At 64.1% G+C, this 16,548-nt stretch carries 16 protein-coding genes; 14 read left to right on the forward strand and 2 right to left on the reverse strand.

All coding sequences use genetic code 11. The annotated features are described in order from the left end of the window. Positions 1–20: 20 nt before the first annotated feature. The 11 genes from CVO77_RS12655 (at position 21) to CVO77_RS12705 (ending at position 12,825) form a co-directional block, all read left to right on the forward strand. The gene (locus tag CVO77_RS12655) at positions 21–1,229 is read left to right on the forward strand and encodes a TolC family protein (protein WP_105999377.1); all 1,209 of its coding nucleotides are present in this window, start codon (positions 21–23) and stop codon (positions 1,227–1,229) included. 12 nt (positions 1,230–1,241) lie between these two features. Further along, positions 1,242–2,411, forward strand: a complete 1,170-nt coding sequence (locus CVO77_RS12660) for an efflux RND transporter periplasmic adaptor subunit (protein ID WP_105999378.1) — start codon at positions 1,242–1,244, stop codon at positions 2,409–2,411. A gap of 1 nt (position 2,412) precedes the next feature. Further along, positions 2,413–5,688 (forward strand): efflux RND transporter permease subunit, encoded by a 3,276-nt coding sequence (locus CVO77_RS12665; RefSeq protein ID WP_088440052.1) that lies wholly within the window; start codon positions 2,413–2,415, stop codon positions 5,686–5,688. Between the two features lie 83 nt (positions 5,689–5,771). Next, complete coding sequence (copM, locus tag CVO77_RS12670) at positions 5,772–6,176, forward strand: CopM family metallochaperone (protein WP_188682406.1); 405 nt, start codon at positions 5,772–5,774, stop codon at positions 6,174–6,176. A gap of 1 nt (position 6,177) precedes the next feature. Continuing rightward, positions 6,178–7,119 carry a cation diffusion facilitator family transporter gene (locus tag CVO77_RS12675; protein ID WP_105999379.1) on the forward strand — a complete coding sequence of 314 codons (942 nt, stop codon included), beginning with the start codon at positions 6,178–6,180 and terminating at the stop codon, positions 7,117–7,119. Positions 7,120–7,273: 154 nt separating this feature from the next. After that, on the forward strand, positions 7,274–9,766 hold the full coding sequence (locus CVO77_RS12680; protein WP_088440049.1) for a heavy metal translocating P-type ATPase: 2,493 nt from the start codon (positions 7,274–7,276) through the stop codon (positions 9,764–9,766). 40 nt (positions 9,767–9,806) lie between these two features. Then, positions 9,807–10,289 (forward strand): SRPBCC family protein, encoded by a 483-nt coding sequence (locus tag CVO77_RS12685; RefSeq protein WP_158213759.1) that lies wholly within the window; start codon positions 9,807–9,809, stop codon positions 10,287–10,289. Continuing rightward, positions 10,286–10,735: a disulfide bond formation protein B gene (locus CVO77_RS12690; RefSeq protein WP_229667480.1), complete on the forward strand. Its 450-nt coding sequence runs from the start codon at positions 10,286–10,288 to the stop codon at positions 10,733–10,735. Before CVO77_RS12685 ends, CVO77_RS12690 begins: the two co-directional genes overlap by 4 nt. Positions 10,736–10,758: 23 nt before the next feature. Continuing rightward, positions 10,759–11,379 (forward strand): DsbA family protein, encoded by a 621-nt coding sequence (locus CVO77_RS12695; protein WP_242445926.1) that lies wholly within the window; start codon positions 10,759–10,761, stop codon positions 11,377–11,379. A gap of 16 nt (positions 11,380–11,395) precedes the next feature. After that, positions 11,396–12,082, forward strand: coding sequence for a helix-turn-helix transcriptional regulator (locus CVO77_RS12700; RefSeq protein ID WP_088440046.1), 687 nt, complete (start codon positions 11,396–11,398; stop codon positions 12,080–12,082). Between the two features lie 77 nt (positions 12,083–12,159). Next, positions 12,160–12,825, forward strand: a complete 666-nt coding sequence (locus tag CVO77_RS12705) for a class I SAM-dependent methyltransferase (RefSeq protein ID WP_088440045.1) — start codon at positions 12,160–12,162, stop codon at positions 12,823–12,825. A gap of 7 nt (positions 12,826–12,832) precedes the next feature. Here the strand turns inward: CVO77_RS12705 and CVO77_RS12710 are convergent, their stop codons facing one another. Together CVO77_RS12710 and CVO77_RS12715 are read right to left on the reverse strand one after the other, a co-directional pair. Then, positions 12,833–13,255 carry a DUF5990 family protein gene (locus CVO77_RS12710; RefSeq protein ID WP_088440044.1) on the reverse strand — a complete coding sequence of 141 codons (423 nt, stop codon included), beginning with the start codon at positions 13,253–13,255 and terminating at the stop codon, positions 12,833–12,835. A 109-nt stretch (positions 13,256–13,364) separates the two neighbouring features. Further along, complete coding sequence (locus CVO77_RS12715; RefSeq protein ID WP_088440043.1) at positions 13,365–13,790, reverse strand: MerR family transcriptional regulator; 426 nt, start codon at positions 13,788–13,790, stop codon at positions 13,365–13,367. 74 nt (positions 13,791–13,864) lie between these two features. On the opposite strand from CVO77_RS12715, the gene CVO77_RS12720 reads away from it, so the two are divergent. From CVO77_RS12720 to CVO77_RS12730, 3 genes are all read left to right on the forward strand, one after another. Continuing rightward, positions 13,865–14,224 (forward strand): mercuric reductase, encoded by a 360-nt coding sequence (locus tag CVO77_RS12720; RefSeq protein WP_088440042.1) that lies wholly within the window; start codon positions 13,865–13,867, stop codon positions 14,222–14,224. 64 nt (positions 14,225–14,288) lie between these two features. Continuing rightward, entirely contained in the window at positions 14,289–14,441 is a 153-nt protein-coding gene (locus CVO77_RS21820; protein WP_275541970.1) for a GDCCVxC domain-containing (seleno)protein, read from the forward strand. A gap of 136 nt (positions 14,442–14,577) precedes the next feature. After that, entirely contained in the window at positions 14,578–16,500 is a 1,923-nt protein-coding gene (locus tag CVO77_RS12730) for a cytochrome c/FTR1 family iron permease (protein ID WP_088440553.1), read from the forward strand. The last annotated feature ends 48 nt before the right edge of the window (positions 16,501–16,548 follow it).

Here is a 16,548-nt window from a genome sequence, read left to right on the forward strand (position 1 = left end):
TGCATTGATCAGGAGAATTTATGTCTAAATCATTGGGCACCCTGCTGTTCGCAGGGATGCTGGCCATGGCAGGTCAACCGGCATACGCCGAGCCTGTCTCCCTGTCCGATGCGCTTGCGCGCGGACAGGATGTCTCCCCTCGAATTGCCAAAGCGAAAGCCGAACTGAAGGCGGCCGAAGGTCGCGCCATGCAGGCGGGCGTGCGTCCGAACCCCACCATATCCGCCGAAGTCGAGAATTTCAGCGGCACCGGACCCTATCGAACCTTTCGCCAGACCGAGACCACAGTCGCGGTGTCGCAGCCGTTCGAGCTCGGCGGCAAGCGGCGCGCCCGCAAGGAGGTCGCGGCGGCTGAGCGGGACTTTGCGCAAATCGCGCTGCGAAAGGCCGAGGCCGACCTCGCATATGACATCATCGTGTCGCACGCGGAGTTGCGCGCGGCCGAGGATCGCGCGAAGCTCGCCGACAGCGTCTATGCCAGAGCGATCGAACTCGCACGCATCGCTGAGACGCTGGTCGACGTCGGACGCGATCCGCCGCTGACCAAGCTGCGCGCCGACGCGCTGCTCGCCGAGGCGAAGGCTGAAAGCCTGCGCGCAAAATCGGAGCTTTTGTCGGCGCGGCAGGAACTGGCCTTGCGCATCGGCAGCGAGGATCCCGTGCTCTCGGCCATCGCTCAGGATATTCCGACGCCGCCCGCCTTGCCGGCCGATGCCCAGAGCCTCGACGAACGTCTCGCGGCAGCAGAGCGCGATGCCGCTTCGGCGCGGATCCAGCTCGCTCAGGCCGAGGGCGTTCCCGACATCACCGCGTCGGGCGGCGTCCGAAACTTCCGCGAAAGCAAGGATACCGCGTTCATCGTCGGCGTATCGATCCCGCTTCCGGTCTTCAACCGCAATCGCGGCAATATCTATGCAGCGCGCGCGAGCGGCGAAGCCGCCGAAGCCCAGCTTGCCCAGACGCGTCTCGATACCCGCTTCTCGCGGCGCGACGCCGAGCTGATGCTCTCGGCCGCCACAGAGCGTGTGACGGCCTTGTCGGGCGCCGGACTGTTCCAGGCGAGTGAAGCGGCCCGGGTTGCCGAAATCGGATACCAGCAGGGCAAATTCACGCTCATCGAGCTGATCGATGCCCAGGAGGCGCTGACCAGCGCCAATCTCAAACTCATTGAAGCCGAACTCGACCGCGCCCGCGCCTTGGCTGCGCTGGGCCGCGCGAACGCGCAATAGGGGACTCACAACATGCAAATCTTCGAAAATAAAAATCGCCTGATGGCCGCTGTGGCGGTCGGGGCACTCGTGCTCGGCGGCGGCGGCATCCTGATCGGCCGGTCGATGACCGCACCCGTCGCAGCACCTGCTGCGGCGCCTGCCGAGGAAGAAGAGGAAGGCCATGTCGAAGGCCAGATCCTGATGGACGAGGCGCGCGCCAAGGGCGCGGGCATCGTCACCGAGACGATCCAAGCCGGCGGCCTCGGCTCGGAAATCCTCGCGCAGGGCGTCGTCGCGTCGACCCCCGAAGGCGAGGCCGTGCTGACGGCGCGCGCCGACGGCGCGATTACCCGCATAAACCGCCGTCTCGGCGACGAGGTTCGTGCCGGCGAGGCGGTCGCGGTGATGGAAAGCCGCGACGCGGCGGCGATCGCATCCGAGCGCAGCTCGGCGACGGCGCGACTTGCGCTTGCGCGCTCGACCTATGCCCGCGAAAAGAAGCTATTCGATGCGCGGATTACGGCGAAGCAGGATCTCGAGGCCGCCGCGGCGGCGCTCGCAGAGGCCGAGTCCGAAGTACGGCGGTCGCAATCGGCTGCCGCCGCCGCCAAGGTATCGGGCGACGGCCGCACGCTGGCGGTGACGAGCCTGATTTCTGGACGGGTCACCAAGTCGGACGCGAAACTCGGGTCCTATGTGCTTGCGGGCACCGAATTGTTCCGGGTCTCCGATCCCCGCCGCATCCAGATCAACGCCTCGGTGCTCGCCGCAGATGCGCGGCGGATCAGCCCGGGCGATACCGCGGTCATCGAACTGCTGGGCGGCGAGACCGTGAATGCGGTGGTTCGGTCGGCAACCCCGAGCCTCGACGCGGAAAGCAAGACGGCGACGATTGTCCTCGTCCCCGATGGCATCGGCGGCCTGACGCCCGGCCAGGGGTTGCGTGCGCGGATCAAGCCGCGCGACGCTGCCGGGTCGAGCCTGATCGCGCTGCCGGAGGAAGCGGTGCAGACCGTCGAAGGCCGCGAGGTCGTTTTCGTCAAGACCGCCAAAGGCTTCCAGGCCATGACGGTGGTTACCGGCAAGCGCGGCGGCGGCCGTATCGAGATTGTCGACGGGGTGAAACCGGGCGCGGTCATCGCGACCAAGGGTGCTTTCCTGCTCAAAGCCGAAATCGGCAAGGGCGAGGCGGAGCATTGAGATGATCGAAAAACTTCTCGACGCGTCGATACGCTTTCGCTGGGGTGTGGTCATCCTCACCCTCATCATATCCGCTTATGGCCTTACCCAGCTCCTGAAGCTGCCGATCGATGCCGTCCCCGACATCACCAACAAGCAGGTACAGATCAATACGGTCGAGCCCAATCTCGGGCCACTCGACATCGAACGGCTGGTAACCTTTCCAGTCGAAACCGCGATGGCGGGAATCCCCGGTCTGGAAAGTTCGCGCTCGATCTCGCGCAACGGGTTCAGCCAGGTCACGGTGATCTTCGAAGATCACACCGACCTGTATTTCGCCCGCCAGCAGGTGGCCGAGCGGCTCAACCAAGCGAAGGGCACGCTGCCTGACGGCGCCGAACCGCAAATGGGTCCGGTTTCGACCGGGCTCGGCGAGGTGCTGATGTACACCGTCGATTTCGACCGCACGGCCAAAACGCCCAAGATCGCGGGAAAGCCAGGACCTCAGCCCGACGGATCCTATATTACGCCCACGGGCGAAGTCCTGACCGACGAGGTGGCCAAGCTCGGTTACCTGCGGACGGTGCAAGACTGGGTGATCCGCCCGCAACTGCGCTCGGTATCCGGCGTTGCCGGCATTGACTCGATCGGTGGCTATGAAAAGCAGTTCGTCGTCCAGCCCGATGCGACAAAATTGGCAACCTACGGCATCAGCTTTTCCGAGCTCGCTGAATCTCTCGAACGCGCCAACATCTCGGTCGGCGCCAACTTCGTCGAACGCGGCGGGGAGGCTTTTCTCGTGCGCGCCGATGGCCGCATCCGCACGCTCGACGAGATCGGTCGCGCCACCGTTGCAAGCCGCGGCGGGGTTCCCGTCATGGTTCGTGACGTTGCGACCGTGCAGATCGGCGGCGAATTGCGGACCGGGTCGGCATCGGAAAATGGCAAGGAGCTGGTTGTCGGCACGGTCTTGATGCTGGCGAACGGCAACAGCCGGATCGTGGCATCGGCCGCAGCCGAACGCTTGAAAGACGTCACGAAATCCATGCCCGCGGGCATCGTCGTCAAACCCGTGCTCGATCGCTCGCAGCTCGTCGACGCGACGATCGGCACCGTCGAGAAGAACCTCGCCGAAGGCGCCTTGCTTGTCGCGGCGGTTTTGTTCTGGCTGCTCGGCAACTTCCGTGCGGCGGTGATCGCCACGCTTGTCATCCCGATCTCGTTCCTGATCATGGGGACGGGCATGAACATCACCGGCACGTCGGGCAATTTGATGAGCCTCGGCGCGCTAGACTTCGGCCTCATCGTCGACGGCTCGATCATCATCATCGAAAACTGCCTCAGGCGACTGGCTGAGAGGCAACATCATGAAGGGCGATTGCTCTCGCTGAGCGAACGTCTGCACGAGGTATTCGAAGCCTCGCGCGAAATGGTGAAGCCGACGATCTACGGGCAGGCGATCATCTTCCTCGTGTTCGTGCCTTTGCTCACCTTCACCGGCGTCGAGGGCAAGACCTTCTCGCCGATGGCGATCACGGTATTGCTGGCTCTGGCCGGTGCGTTCATTGCATCGCTGACCTTCGTCCCCGCGATGGTCGCACTGCTTCTTCGCGGCAAGGTCGCCGAGAAGGAAGTGCGCGCGATCGCTTGGGTGAAGACCCGCTATGAGCCCGTGCTCAAGCGCGTCATCGCGCGCCCCTGGCCGTGGATCGGTGCCGGTGGCGGTACTTTTGCCGCGGCCATATTGGTGTTCGGCATGCTCGGCAGCGAGTTCATCCCGGTGCTGGGCGAAGGCAATCTCGCGATGCAGGCGCTTCGTATCCCGTCGACATCCTTGAACAAGTCGCAGGCGATGCAGCTACAGGTCGAGAAGGCCGTATCGACTCTCCCCGAAGTCGCCTTCATCTACTCGAAGACGGGTACGGCCGAGGTCGCCAGCGATCCGATGCCGCCAAACGCGTCGGATACCTTCATCATCCTGAAGCCAAAGGACGCATGGCCTGATGGCGTCAGCACCAAGGATGATGTGATCGCGCGGGTCGAGAAGAAGCTTGAACCGCTCGTTGGCAATGCGTTCGAGATCAGCCAGCCTATCCAGCTCAGGTTCAACGAGCTGATTGCCGGCGTGCGCGGCGACATCGCGATCAAGCTCTACGGCGACGATCTCGACGAAATGGGCCGCGCTGCGCAGCAGGTGGCAGCGATCCTGAACACCGTTCCGGGCGCCGCCGACGTCAAGGTCGAACAGACCGCGGGCTTCCCCGTGCTCGACGTTCAGTTCGACCGCGATGCCATCGCGCGGTACGGCCTGACCTTGCAGGACGTCAGCGATACGGTCGCCGCCGCACTTGGCGGACGCGAGGCCGGGATCGTGTTCGAAGGCGACCGGCGTTATGACATCGTCGTCCGTCTCGACCGCGCCACGCGTGACGATCTCGACGCGGTAGGGGCGCTTCCTGTGCTCCTTCCCGGCGAGGGCGGATCGCGGGCATCGGTGCCGCTCAGCGAACTCGCCAAGTTCGGCTTCTCCGAAGGGTTGAACCAGGTCAGCCGTGAAAACGGCAAGCGGCGCGTCGTGGTGCAAGCCAATGTCCGCGGCAATGACTTGGGCTCCTTCGTCGCCGAGGCGCAGGAGAAGGTGAATGCGCAGGTCAAGCTTCCTACAGGGAGCTTTATCGAATGGGGCGGGCAGTTCGAGAATCTGCAAGCCGCATCGGCGCGGCTGTCGATCGTCATCCCGATCATCTTCGCGGCGATATTCGGCATCCTGTTCATGGCATTGGGCGGTGTGCGCCAGGCGATCGCGGTCTATTCCGCAATCCCTCTCGCGCTGGCTGGCGGCGTCTTCTCGCTCCTGCTGACCGGGCTGCCCTTCTCGGTATCGGCGGCCGTGGGCTTCATCGTGCTTTCGGGCGTGACGGTGCTCAATGGGCTGGTCGTGATGTCGAGCATCAACCAGCGCATCGACGAAGGCAAACCTGTCGATGTCGCGATCGGCGAGGGCGTCATGGAACGCGTCCGCGCGGTGCTGATGACGGGCATCGTGCCCGCGATCGGCTTCGTACCGATGGCCCTTGCGACCGGGACCGGCGCCGAAGTGCAGAAGCCGCTCGCAATCGTCGTCATCGGCGGGCTGATCACTTCGACCTTGCTGACCTTGTTCGTCCTGCCCGCGATCAGCCATCTGCTGCTTCGCGGCCGGCACAACAAGCATGTTGCCGGCGACTACACCGACGTCACCGCGCTCGGAGAACGGGTCTTCCTGCCCGGTGACGATACGGGCGGCAAACCGGCATGAGCGAGCATCAAGCTCCTCATGCCACGCAGGACGAAACCGATGGCGGCTCACCGCCGCCATCGGCTTTCCCGGGAGGCAGGGTGATGAAGACCCCCATATTGCTGCTTGGACTCTTAGTTGCGGCCTGTTCATCCGGAAAGCCGAGCACCGACGCGGACAGCGCCGGACATGGCGATATGCAGCATGCGGCTGCGGCCACCTCGACGCCGGCGGCCAAGGCGTTCGAGGCGGCGGCCGACAGGATGCACAAGGATATGGCAGTGGTTCTGACGGGCGACGCCGACACCGACTTCATGCGGTCGATGATTCCGCATCATCAGGGCGCGGTGGGGATGGCCAAGGTCGCGCTGCAATATGGCAAAGACCCGGAGGTGCGCGAACTCGCCCGATCGGTCATAGCTGCGCAGGAAAAGGAGGTCGCTGTGATGCAAAGCTGGTTGGAACGTCGGGAAAAGGCGATGCCCCAAAGCCCGCCGAAGGCGAATTGACATGACCGCGGCTCCCGATCATGCCGACGACGCCGCTGACGCCAAGAACGCCGGCGAGAGTGGCCACAGCCATGGCGCAGGTGCGACTTCGGGGCGGCTCGCCATCGCGCTCGGCCTTACCTCCACCTTCCTCGTCGCCGAACTGATCGGGGCCTATTGGTTCGGCAGCCTCGCGCTGCTGTCCGACGCGGCGCATATGTTTACCGATGCCGCTGCACTGGCGATCGCCCTCGTGGCGGTTAAGGTCGGCCAGAAGCAAGCCGACAAGCAGCGAACCTATGGCTACCGCCGCTTCGAGATTCTCGCTGCGGCCTTCAACGCCGTGCTGCTGTTCGTGGTGGCCGCCTATATCCTCTATGAAGGCGTGTCGCGCTTCGTCGATCCGCAGCCGGTGGAATCGGTGGGCATGCTGGTCGTTGCGACCATCGGCCTGATCGTGAACTTCGTTGCGATGCGCTTGCTCGCCGGCGGCGTCGAGAAAAGCCTGAACATGAAGGGCGCCTATCTCGAAGTGTGGGCGGACATGCTCGGATCGATTGGCGTAATCGGCGCTGCGGTGCTGATCTGGCTCACGGGCAAGACCTGGATCGATCCGGTCGTGGCCATCGCCATCGGCCTTTGGGTGCTGCCGCGCACTTGGTCGCTCTTGCGCGACACCACGCACATCCTGCTCCAGGGCGTACCCCGTGGCATCGATCTCGACACCGTGCGCGCTGCGATGGGCTCGGTCGATGGCGTGGCGGGCGTTCACGATCTGCACGTCTGGTCGGTCGCTGGCGACGATGCCAGCCTGACCGCCCATATCGTCCTCGCGGCGGGCGCCGATCCCGAGGCGCTGCGCGGCGCGGTCGCCGCGATGCTGGGCACGCAGTTCAATATCCAGCACTCGACAATTCAGACCGAGACCGTCGCATGTGGCGATGAGGACGCGATACATGCTTGACCTGGTTGCCGTAACACAACGGGCCCGCCTCCCACGAATGAGCCGATGTCAGGTGAAACCGATCGCCATGCGGACAAAAGGCAGCGCTGTTGCCGGGAGCCTGGGAATTATCAGAAAAGGTCCAGCAAATGGTTGGAATATTGAGGATTGAACAATGACGGAAACGGTCAGGCTCGATATCGAACTCCTGCTCCCGGAAGTGCCCGACGAGGCGGACCGCTGTATCGAACGGCTGTCAGGTGAATTGCAGGGCCGGCCGGGCGTCGAAAAGGCGCATGTCGTAGCCGCGCAGGGCGACGCGCCCGCGCAGCTTTGCATCCATTATGATCCCGACATCGTCCCGCTGGAACGGGTGCGCCAGCTCGCCCGGAGCGCCGGGGCGGCGCTGACCGAGCAATATCAGCATCTTCTCTGGACCGACGTCGAGGGGCTCGGACACACGCGGCGCGCTCGCACGGTGAGCGATCGTTTGCGTCAGCTTCCCGGCATCGTCGAGGCGGAGGCTAGCGCGGCGGGCGTGATCCGCGCCGAGTTCCGCACGAGCGATATTTCACTCGACCAGATCCGTCAGGCGCTCGCCGATATGGGCGTCTACCAGAAGAAGACTGTGGGAGCGGCCGAACCGATGCTAGCGAAGCAGAGGCATTCCGAGAAAGACGACCATAGCGGCCATGATCATGGCGAGCATGGCGAGGGCGATCATGGTCATGCCCATGGCGGTATCTTCGGTGCGAACACCGAGCTCTATGTCGCGCTGCTGTGCGGCGTGGTTCTCGGCATCGGTTTTGCGATCGAGAAACTGACGGCGCTCCCCGATTGGGTGCCGCTGGGTTTCTATATCGCCGCATATGGTCTCGGTGGCTGGTTCACGCTGCGCGAGGCGATCGAGAATCTGAAGCTCAAGCGGTTCGAGATCGACACGCTGATGCTCGTTGCCGCTGCCGGCGCCGCCGCGCTCAGTGCCTGGGCCGAGGGCGCCTTGCTGCTCTTCCTGTTCAGCTTCGGCCATGCCCTCGAACATTATGCCATGGGACGTGCGAAGCGCGCCATCGAGGCGCTGGCCGAACTGGCCCCGCAATCCGCGCTCGTTCGCCGCGACGGCGAACCGCGCGAGGTGCCGGTCGAGGAGCTGCTTGTCGGCGACATCGTCATTGTGAAGCCCAATGAGCGGCTTCCCGCCGATGGCTTCGTGATCCTGGGCCGGTCGAGCGTCGATCAGGCTCCCGTGACCGGAGAGAGCGTGCCTGTCGACAAGGAGCCGGTCGTCGACGCGAAAGAAGCCGCGTTGCGCGCCGACGCGCTTGAGGCGAAACACCGCGTGTTCGCCGGCACGATCAACGGCGAAGGCGCCATCGAAATCGCGGTGACCCGGCTTTCCACCGACACGACGCTCGCGAAAGTCGTCAAGATGGTCAACGAGGCCGAGACGCAGAAATCGCCGACCCAGCGCTTTACCGACAAGTTCGAGCGCATCTTCGTGCCGAGCGTCCTCGGGCTCGTTTTCCTCCTGCTTTTCGCGGGGTTCGTTGTCGACGAGCCGTTCCGCGATAGCTTCTATCGGGCCATGGCCGTCCTCGTCGCGGCGAGTCCCTGCGCCCTGGCCATCGCGACCCCAAGCGCGGTGCTGTCCGGGGTGGCGCGGGCCGCGCGCGGCGGCGTCCTCGTCAAAGGCGGCGGGCCGCTCGAAAACCTCGGCTCGCTGACCGCGCTTGCTTTCGACAAGACGGGAACGCTGACCGAAGGACGACCGCGCATCACTGACGTGGTCCCGGCGACCGGCGCGACCGATACCGAACTGCTCGCGGTCGCGGTTGCGGTCGAGAGCCTCAGCGATCATCCGCTCGCCGCGGCCATCGCGCGCGACGGGCGCGAGATGCTCAAGGATGCGCCGCTTCCTGCTGCCGCTGACCTCAAAAACCTGATTGGGCGCGGCGTCCAGGCGCAGGTCGATGGCGAGACGGTCAGCATCGGCAAGGCGGAGATGTTCGGGACCGACGGCATTGCCCCCCTCTCGCCCGAAATGGCCGACGCGATCGAGCGATTGCGGGAGAATGGCCGCACGACGATGATAGTCCGCAAGGGCTCGCGCGACCTGGGCGCGATCGGGCTCATGGACACGCCGCGCGCCGCCGCGCGTGAGACGATCTCGCGTCTGCGCGAACTGGGTATCGGGCGGATGATCATGATTTCCGGTGATCATCAGCGGGTCGCCGAATCGATCGCCGCCGAAGTCGGCATCAGCGAAGCTTGGGGCGACCTGATGCCAGAGCAGAAGGTCGATGCGATCAAGAAGCTACGCGCCGAGATGCCCGTGGCGATGGTCGGCGACGGCGTCAACGACGCCCCGGCGATGGCGAGCGCCACTGTCGGTATCGCTATGGGCGCCGCCGGCTCGGACGTCGCGCTCGAGACCGCCGATGTGGCGCTCATGGCGGACGATCTCGCGCATCTGCCTTTCGCGATCGGGCTCAGCCGCCGCACCCGCTCGATCATCCGTCAGAATATGGTCGTGAGCCTCGGCGTCGTCGTCGTGCTGGTTCCCGCGACGATCTTCGGTCTCGGTATCGGCCCCGCCGTCGCGGCGCACGAGGGATCGACCCTCGTCGTCGTAGCCAACGCGCTTCGCCTGCTCGCGTACCGCGAGTAGCTGCGCCCTCGGAGTGCTGTAGTGAATTTGGGAGGTGACTGTGTTTGAGATTGCGAGGGAGACGCTGCTGCCGCGATCGCCGGCGCAGCTTTGGGAGGTGTTGGCGAACTTCGACCAATATGAACGCTGGAATCCCTATGTCCGGCCCAAAGGCCTCCCCGAGCGCGGGGCGGAGGTCGAATATGCCTTCCGAATGAACCCGGCCAACCCGCGCTTTTGGCGCGTCACGGCAACCATATCACATTGCGACCCAGGTGAGCACCTCGCGTTCGACGTGAAACTCGGCGGGATGCTGTTGTCGATCGAGGAACATTTCAAAATCGAGCGGGTGCCGGAAGGTGCGCGGTTGACCCATAGCATAAGATGCAAGGGGCTGATCGCTCGCTTGAGCCTGCCCAAGACTCGCCGAAATTTCGAAGTGCTTCTGAGCGAGACCGACCGTTTCCTGACGCAATATCTCGCGCGGCCGCGGACCAACCCGGCAGCGAAAGCCATTCGCGCGAAGAAGGGGCGGCGGCCATGAACATGATCATCCGGGAAAGGCGCGCGACCGCTCTTGCCGCATGGCTCGCACTTATCGGGGCGTGGCTTGTGGCGCTGACGGCAAGTCTCGGGGCGATTTTTATTGGCGAGGTAATGGGGCAGGCCCCCTGTGTCTTGTGCTGGTTCCAGCGGGCCTTCATGTTCCCGTTGGCAATCATCCTGGCCATTGCCGCGTTTCGCTCCGACCGAAGCGTCATCGTTTATGCCGCGCCGCTAGCCGCGATCGGCTGGGTCGTCGCCTTATACCATCTGCTCCTCTATCTCGGCGTCGTGTCTGAAGGGCTACAGCCCTGCGGCACCGGACCATCGTGCGCCGAGGGCGCCATGACTCTATACGGCAGCCTTCCCATACCGCTGCTGTCGCTCTGCGCCTTCACCGCCATCATCCTTTTCCTCATATTTTGCTATCGGAACTCGAAATCATGAAAAGACAATCCGCTGTCGTCCTGATGGGACTGATCGCCGCCGGGGCGTTCGCGGCCGGCGTCACTTTATACAGCGCGTCAGTCGCAGGCGAGCCGGCGCCGATTGTGGCGGCAGCCTTGCCCGCCGAGACCTTTGTCCGGCCTCACTCGCCCGTGATCGGACCCAAGAAGGCGCCCGTGACGATCGTCGAATTCTTCGATCCGTCGTGTGAAGCGTGCCGCGCATTCTATCCTGCGGTGAAGCAGATCCTCGCCACCTATCCGAAGGATGTCCGCCTCGTGATGCGCTACCTCCCGCTTCATCCGGGATCGGCGGAAGCAATCGTCATTCTTGAGGCGGCGCGCCAGCAGGGGGTTTTGGAGCCTGTAATGGAGGCTATTCTAGAGGCCCAGCCGTCATGGCACGATGGCCAGATGGACGGCGCCTGGGCGGCTGCAAAGGCGGCCGGCCTCGATGTCGAGAAAGCGAAGGCGATGCCAACCGATATTGCACGCGCGAATATGGAGGCCGATATCGCCGACGCGAACACGCTCCGCATCAAGGGAACGCCCACCTTCTTCGTCAACGGGAAGCCCTTGGCAGAATTCGGTCCCGAGCCGCTCTACGCACAGGTCCGTGCCGAAGTAGAAGCGAGCAAACGCTAAACTGATCGGAAGGGACATGGCGGTGACGGACGCGCGCAATTGGCCCGGCACTCTCGAGATCGGCGAATTTTCGGCGCGCTGGCGTGGTGCGGTCGGCGATTCTCTGTCGCACAGTCATTTTGCCGCACAGGCCGTTATCGCCGCGCCATCGGCCAGTGTCGAGCATGCGGGCGCGGTCATTGAAGCGCCGACGCTCCTGATCGAACCAAATGTTCCGCATCGCCTTCGTCCGCGCCCTTTAGCCGACCTCTATTTCGTCGAACCGACAAGGCACGCGGTGCTTCCCGAGCTCGTTGCAGCGATTTCGGCTGGGCCGTATCGGCTCGTTTCGCAACCTTCGGGTATCGCCTTCTGGGAGGGCTGGCTGGCGAAGGAAGAGCCGGCGCAGCGCGATCGCCGGCTGATCGATGCTATGTGGCTGCTCGACAGTCAGCTCGAGACTGGTCCTGTTCGTCTCGCAGCGCTCGCCGGCGCCGCAGGCCTTTCGCCCGATCGCTTCCGGCATCTCTTCGTCGAGCAGCTAGGCATCCCGCTTCGCCGTTATATTCTCTGGCGCAGGATGCGCCTTGCGGCACAGCGGCTTGCGGCCGGGGAGAATGTGACAGAGGCGGCGCACGGCGGCGGCTTTTCTGACGCTGCGCATTTTGCGCGAACGATCAAACATATGTTCGGCGTCAATGCGAGCCAGCTGTTCGCGGCCTAGGCCTGGCGTCTCAGCAATTCGCGCGACGTAGCCGCTTCGTTCAAGCCCGTCCGCCGCGTGCGCGCTAGCGTGTCGGCATGACCCAGACAAATGCGCAAGAGCAGGACTATGTCCCGCCGCTCGGACGACACGAACTCACCGACCAATATGATCGGGCGATCGCCCTCATGACACGCGAAAAGCGTTGGCGCTCGGAACTCATACGCCGCGTCCCGCCGACAAACGATGCGCGGATCGTCGATATTGGTTGCGGAACAGGCACGCTCGCTATCGCCATCAAGCAGGCCTTCCCCGACGCCGAAGTCATCGGGATCGACCCCGACCCTCCGGCGCTCGACCTCGCCCGCGGCAAGGCCGAGGCGGCCGGGGTCGCGGTGCAATGGGAACAGGCGATGGGCGACCGGGCCGATGCTATAGTGGGAAGCTGCGACGTCATCGTCTCGAGCCTCGTCTTCCACCAATGCGCCATCGAAACCAAGCAAGCGATCGCGCACGCCATGTATCGGGCCCTTACCTCGGGCGGCCTGATGCTGGTCGCCGACTATGGCCTGCAGCGAAACCTGCTCATGCGGACATTATTCCGGCAGGTGCAGTTGCTCGATGGCTTCGACATGACCGAGCCCAACGCCAAGGGCTGCATGCCCGGCATCTTCGAAGCGGCGGGGTTTGCCGGCGTGACCGAGGCAAAGGTCATTCAAACCCCGAGCGGGTCGATTTCGATTTATGAAGGGCGCAAGGGCTAAGTTTTGATCAGGCGATCCGCCATCCGATCGGCCGGGTCGTGGCGCAGGCAGGTGTGCCATCTTTGCCCGTTCCACTGACCGTTATTTCGATGATACCGCCCCGTAGCGCACGATCCAGAAGCTCCTGCTCCATGTCATGGATGTCGATCTTCATCCGGCGCGTCCAAGGGGAGGCTTCGTCCCCGGCCGATTGTCCGATGCAGATATAGACAAACCGTCTTTCGGCACCTTCGCGTCGTACATGCTCGCCAAGGAATTTCGGTCCAGGGGCGATGCGGACTGGAAAATCGAACGACAGGGATTCGCCGGCGGCCGAACATTTTGCATCGATCGGTTGATTATCCTTCGTTTGAAGGCTGTGTGTCACGCCAACGACGGGCCGATCGATGACGATCCGCATCGCGATCGTAGCTTCATTTGCGCGCCCCATACCTGTTTGTAATCCCTTGCCGCCCGGTGAATGCGACAAGCCGTCGCCCGTCAACCCCGTCGTTCCTACCTCATTTCTTCATTTATTGCAGCGGATGCGCGCGCGGTGGCTACGCGGCTTCTGCGTCCCGCGATCCTGCGCCAAGCGCGTCGAGCAGCGGGCATCCCGGCTCCAAACCGGCGTCGCAGGCACGCACCGAATCCGCCAGCACGCGTTCCATTCTCTCAAGGTCCGCGATCCGTTCGCGCACGTCCTTCAGATGCGACGCCGCGAGGTCGCGGACGTCGGCACAGCGGCTCTCGCCGCCATTTGCGAGTCCGAGCAGCGCGCGCACTTCGTCCAAGGTGAAGCCCAGTTCCCGCGCGCGTCGCACGAAGCCGAGGCGAGCAACATCTTCGCGTGCGTAGCTGCGAAAACGGCCCCGACGAGAGGGCGTCGGCAAGAGGCCAATTCTCTCATAATAGCGGATCGTCTCGATGTTGCAGCCGGTGCGGCGCGAGAGTTCGCCGATCTGGATCGCGCCGCTCGCCGCCATCGCAAAAATACCTCTTGAATCTGTAGTTACTACAGATGGTAGAGCGCTCCGATGCCCCTCGCAAGGAGTCTCCCATGATCGACCCGCCAAATCAGCCCAAGGGGATCGCTACCGCCACCGTAACTCTGGCGGGTCTCGCCGCCGCGTTCGGCGTAGCTGCCTGTTGCGCGCTGCCTTTTCTCTTCGCGTCGGTCGGCATCGGTGCGGCGTGGCTTGGCGGCGTGGCCATCGTGGCGGCTCCATATCGAACGCCCTTGCTCGTCATCGGCGCCTTGTGCCTCATTGTCGGTGCCATGTTGCTGACGCGGCAGCAGCTGATTGCCGCGCGCTGCGGCCCCGGCGGCCTGTGCACGCCGCGCTGGATGCGCATTCTCACATTTTTTGGCCTGCTTCTCGGCGCGGCGCTGCTCTGGGCGGGTTACACCTATGTCTGACGCGGCGATCCAACTGTTTTCGACCCTGACCTGTCCGAAATGCGGCCACCAGTCGACCGAGACCATGCCGACCAACGCGTGCCAATATTTCTACGATTGCCGCGGCTGCGGTGCGGTTCTCAAGCCCAAGCCTGGCGACTGCTGCGTCTATTGTTCCTACGGCGATATCCCTTGCCCGCCGATTCAGGAGAGCGGCGACAAATCCTGCTGCGGGTGAGGCTGTCGCTGGCAACTTCCAGATTGCCAAGAGCCGATTCTGCGTTGATTGCCACGCTCGGATCGGCCAATGCAAATCATTCTCAATAAAGGCAGCTGGCGTGGCGATTTTCTCCAAAAGCGTTTCCTTCGCGTTGATGCGTGCCCTGGGCAGGGGGGCGCTTGCTTTCCTGCTGCTGGCGCTGGTCGCTCTCCAGCCAGCGCGCGCGAGCGAGCCCGAGGTTCAGACCATTTGGCGGCTGCTTGACTATGTCGCAGTGGATTATCCGGGTGCGGTGTCCGGCGGCAAGGTCGTCAGTCCGGCGGAATATGCCGAGATGACCGAATTCGCGGCGCAGGTCGAAACGCGTTTGAAACGCCTGCCGCAGAAGACCGCCAAGCCGAATTTGGTCAACCAGGCCGCAGCCTTGCGCCAATCGATCGCCGCGAAATCTGCACCGGCTACCATCGAAACACAGTCGCGGCGGCTCGCCGGGGCCTTGCTTGCAAGCTATCCCGTTCCGCTCGCGCCGCGCTCGGCTCCTGATCTGGCGCGCGGCGCGAAGCTCTATGCAGAAAACTGCGCCATGTGTCACGGCGCGACCGGTGCCGGAAACGGTCCGGGCGCTGCGGGGCTCGATCCGCCCCCGATCGCCTTCACCGACGCGGCGCGCGCACGCGAGCGCAGCCTGTTCGCCCTCTATCAGGTGATTTCGCAGGGGCTCGAGGGGACGTCGATGGCGAGCTTCGAAGCCCTCCCCGACAGCGACCGCTGGGCCCTGTCCTTTTACGTCGGAAGCATCGCGTTTCCGGAATCGTCGCAATCGGAGGGCCGACAGATATGGGAAAAGGACGCGCGCGTTCGTGCCGCCATCCCCGATCTTGCGACTCTCGTCGGCAAGACTCCCGCGGATATCGCCCGTGAACTGGGCGACGGAAAGGCCGGGCCGCTGACCGCCTTTTTGCGCCGCCAGCCGGCGGCCGTCGTTGCGAAGCCGGTCGGCTCGCTGGCGCTGTCGCGCCAGCGCCTCGACGCGAGCCTAAAGGCCTATGCGGCCGGCGACCGTGGCGCCGCGTCCGACTTGGCACTATCCGCCTATCTCGATGGTTTCGAGCCCGTCGAGCCGGTCCTTGCGGCCCGCGATCCTGACCTCATGGCGAAGATCGAGATGGCGATGGGGAATTTGCGCTCGGCGATAGGAAAGGGTCGCCCGCTCACGGAGGTGAAGGCGGCGAATGCCGAAGTGGCCCGCCTGTTCGTCGAAGCCGAGGCGGCCCTCGCGCCTGAACAGGCAAGCGCATCGTCGAGCTTTCTCGGCGCATTCGGAGTCCTGCTACGCGAAGGTCTTGAAGCGCTGCTGATCGTCATCGCCATGATGGCCTTCCTTCGCAAAACCGGGCGAACTGACGTCATGGGATATGTCCATGGCGGCTGGGTTTCCGCTCTAGCCGCCGGGGCGGCGACCTGGTTCGTCGCGACCTATTTCATCGGAATCAGCGGGGCGTCGCGCGAGCTCACCGAAGGCTTTGGCTCGCTTTTCGCCGCGATCATCCTGATCTCGGTGGGCATCTGGATGCACGGCAAAAGCAATGCCGAAACTTGGCAGCGGTATATCAAGGAGAAGATCTCCGCTGCCCTGTCGCGCCGGTCGGCGTGGTTCCTCTTCGGTCTGACCTTCCTCGTTGTCTATCGCGAGGTCTTCGAGACCATCCTCTTTTACGCCGCCATATGGGCGCAGGGAAATGGCGGCGCCATGCTGGCAGGCGCGGCGGTGGCCGCCATATTGTTGGGTCTGATCGCCTGGGCCATGCTCCGCTTCAGCGCCCGCTTGCCGATCACGCAATTCTTCTCATGGAGTGCGGCCCTGATCGCAGTGCTGGCGATCGTCCTGGCCGGCAAGGGCATTGGCGGGCTGCAGGAAGCGGGCCTGCTCGGCGTCACGCCGCTGGCAGCGTTTCCGCGATTCCCGATACTGGGGGTGTACCCGACGGTTCAGACGCTTCTCGCACAATTGGCGGCCGCGATCGTCTTGGCCGCGGGTTTCTGGTTCAACCGGGCGAGGGCGCCGCACGCGGCCTAGCGGCGCCCCGCAAGAAACCGCGTGATTGCAGGCATGGATAAGGGCGGG

It is taken from the genome of Sphingopyxis lindanitolerans (assembly GCF_002993885.1).
Classification (GTDB): domain Bacteria; phylum Pseudomonadota; class Alphaproteobacteria; order Sphingomonadales; family Sphingomonadaceae; genus Sphingopyxis; species Sphingopyxis lindanitolerans.

Bases quoted from the DNA above. Each gene is read 5' to 3' on its own strand.
- CVO77_RS12710 (WP_088440044.1), bottom strand. From the start codon at position 13,255: ATGGGGCGCGCAAATGAAGCTACGATCGCGATGCGGATCGTCATCGAT.
- CVO77_RS12715 (WP_088440043.1), bottom strand. From the start codon at position 13,790: ATGGCGGCGAGCGGCGCGATCCAGATCGGCGAACTCTCGCGCCGCACC.
- CVO77_RS12690 (WP_229667480.1), top strand. From the start codon at position 10,286: ATGAACATGATCATCCGGGAAAGGCGCGCGACCGCTCTTGCCGCATGG.
- CVO77_RS12665 (WP_088440052.1), top strand. From the start codon at position 2,413: ATGATCGAAAAACTTCTCGACGCGTCGATACGCTTTCGCTGGGGTGTG.
- CVO77_RS12680 (WP_088440049.1), top strand. From the start codon at position 7,274: ATGACGGAAACGGTCAGGCTCGATATCGAACTCCTGCTCCCGGAAGTG.
- CVO77_RS12730 (WP_088440553.1), top strand. From the start codon at position 14,578: ATGCGTGCCCTGGGCAGGGGGGCGCTTGCTTTCCTGCTGCTGGCGCTG.
- CVO77_RS12695 (WP_242445926.1), top strand. From the start codon at position 10,759: ATGGGACTGATCGCCGCCGGGGCGTTCGCGGCCGGCGTCACTTTATAC.
- CVO77_RS12660 (WP_105999378.1), top strand. From the start codon at position 1,242: ATGCAAATCTTCGAAAATAAAAATCGCCTGATGGCCGCTGTGGCGGTC.
- CVO77_RS12655 (WP_105999377.1), top strand. From the start codon at position 21: ATGTCTAAATCATTGGGCACCCTGCTGTTCGCAGGGATGCTGGCCATG.
- CVO77_RS12675 (WP_105999379.1), top strand. From the start codon at position 6,178: ATGACCGCGGCTCCCGATCATGCCGACGACGCCGCTGACGCCAAGAAC.
- copM (WP_188682406.1), top strand. From the start codon at position 5,772: ATGAAGACCCCCATATTGCTGCTTGGACTCTTAGTTGCGGCCTGTTCA.
- CVO77_RS12700 (WP_088440046.1), top strand. From the start codon at position 11,396: ATGGCGGTGACGGACGCGCGCAATTGGCCCGGCACTCTCGAGATCGGC.
- CVO77_RS12720 (WP_088440042.1), top strand. From the start codon at position 13,865: ATGATCGACCCGCCAAATCAGCCCAAGGGGATCGCTACCGCCACCGTA.
- CVO77_RS12705 (WP_088440045.1), top strand. From the start codon at position 12,160: ATGACCCAGACAAATGCGCAAGAGCAGGACTATGTCCCGCCGCTCGGA.
- CVO77_RS21820 (WP_275541970.1), top strand. From the start codon at position 14,289: ATGCCGACCAACGCGTGCCAATATTTCTACGATTGCCGCGGCTGCGGT.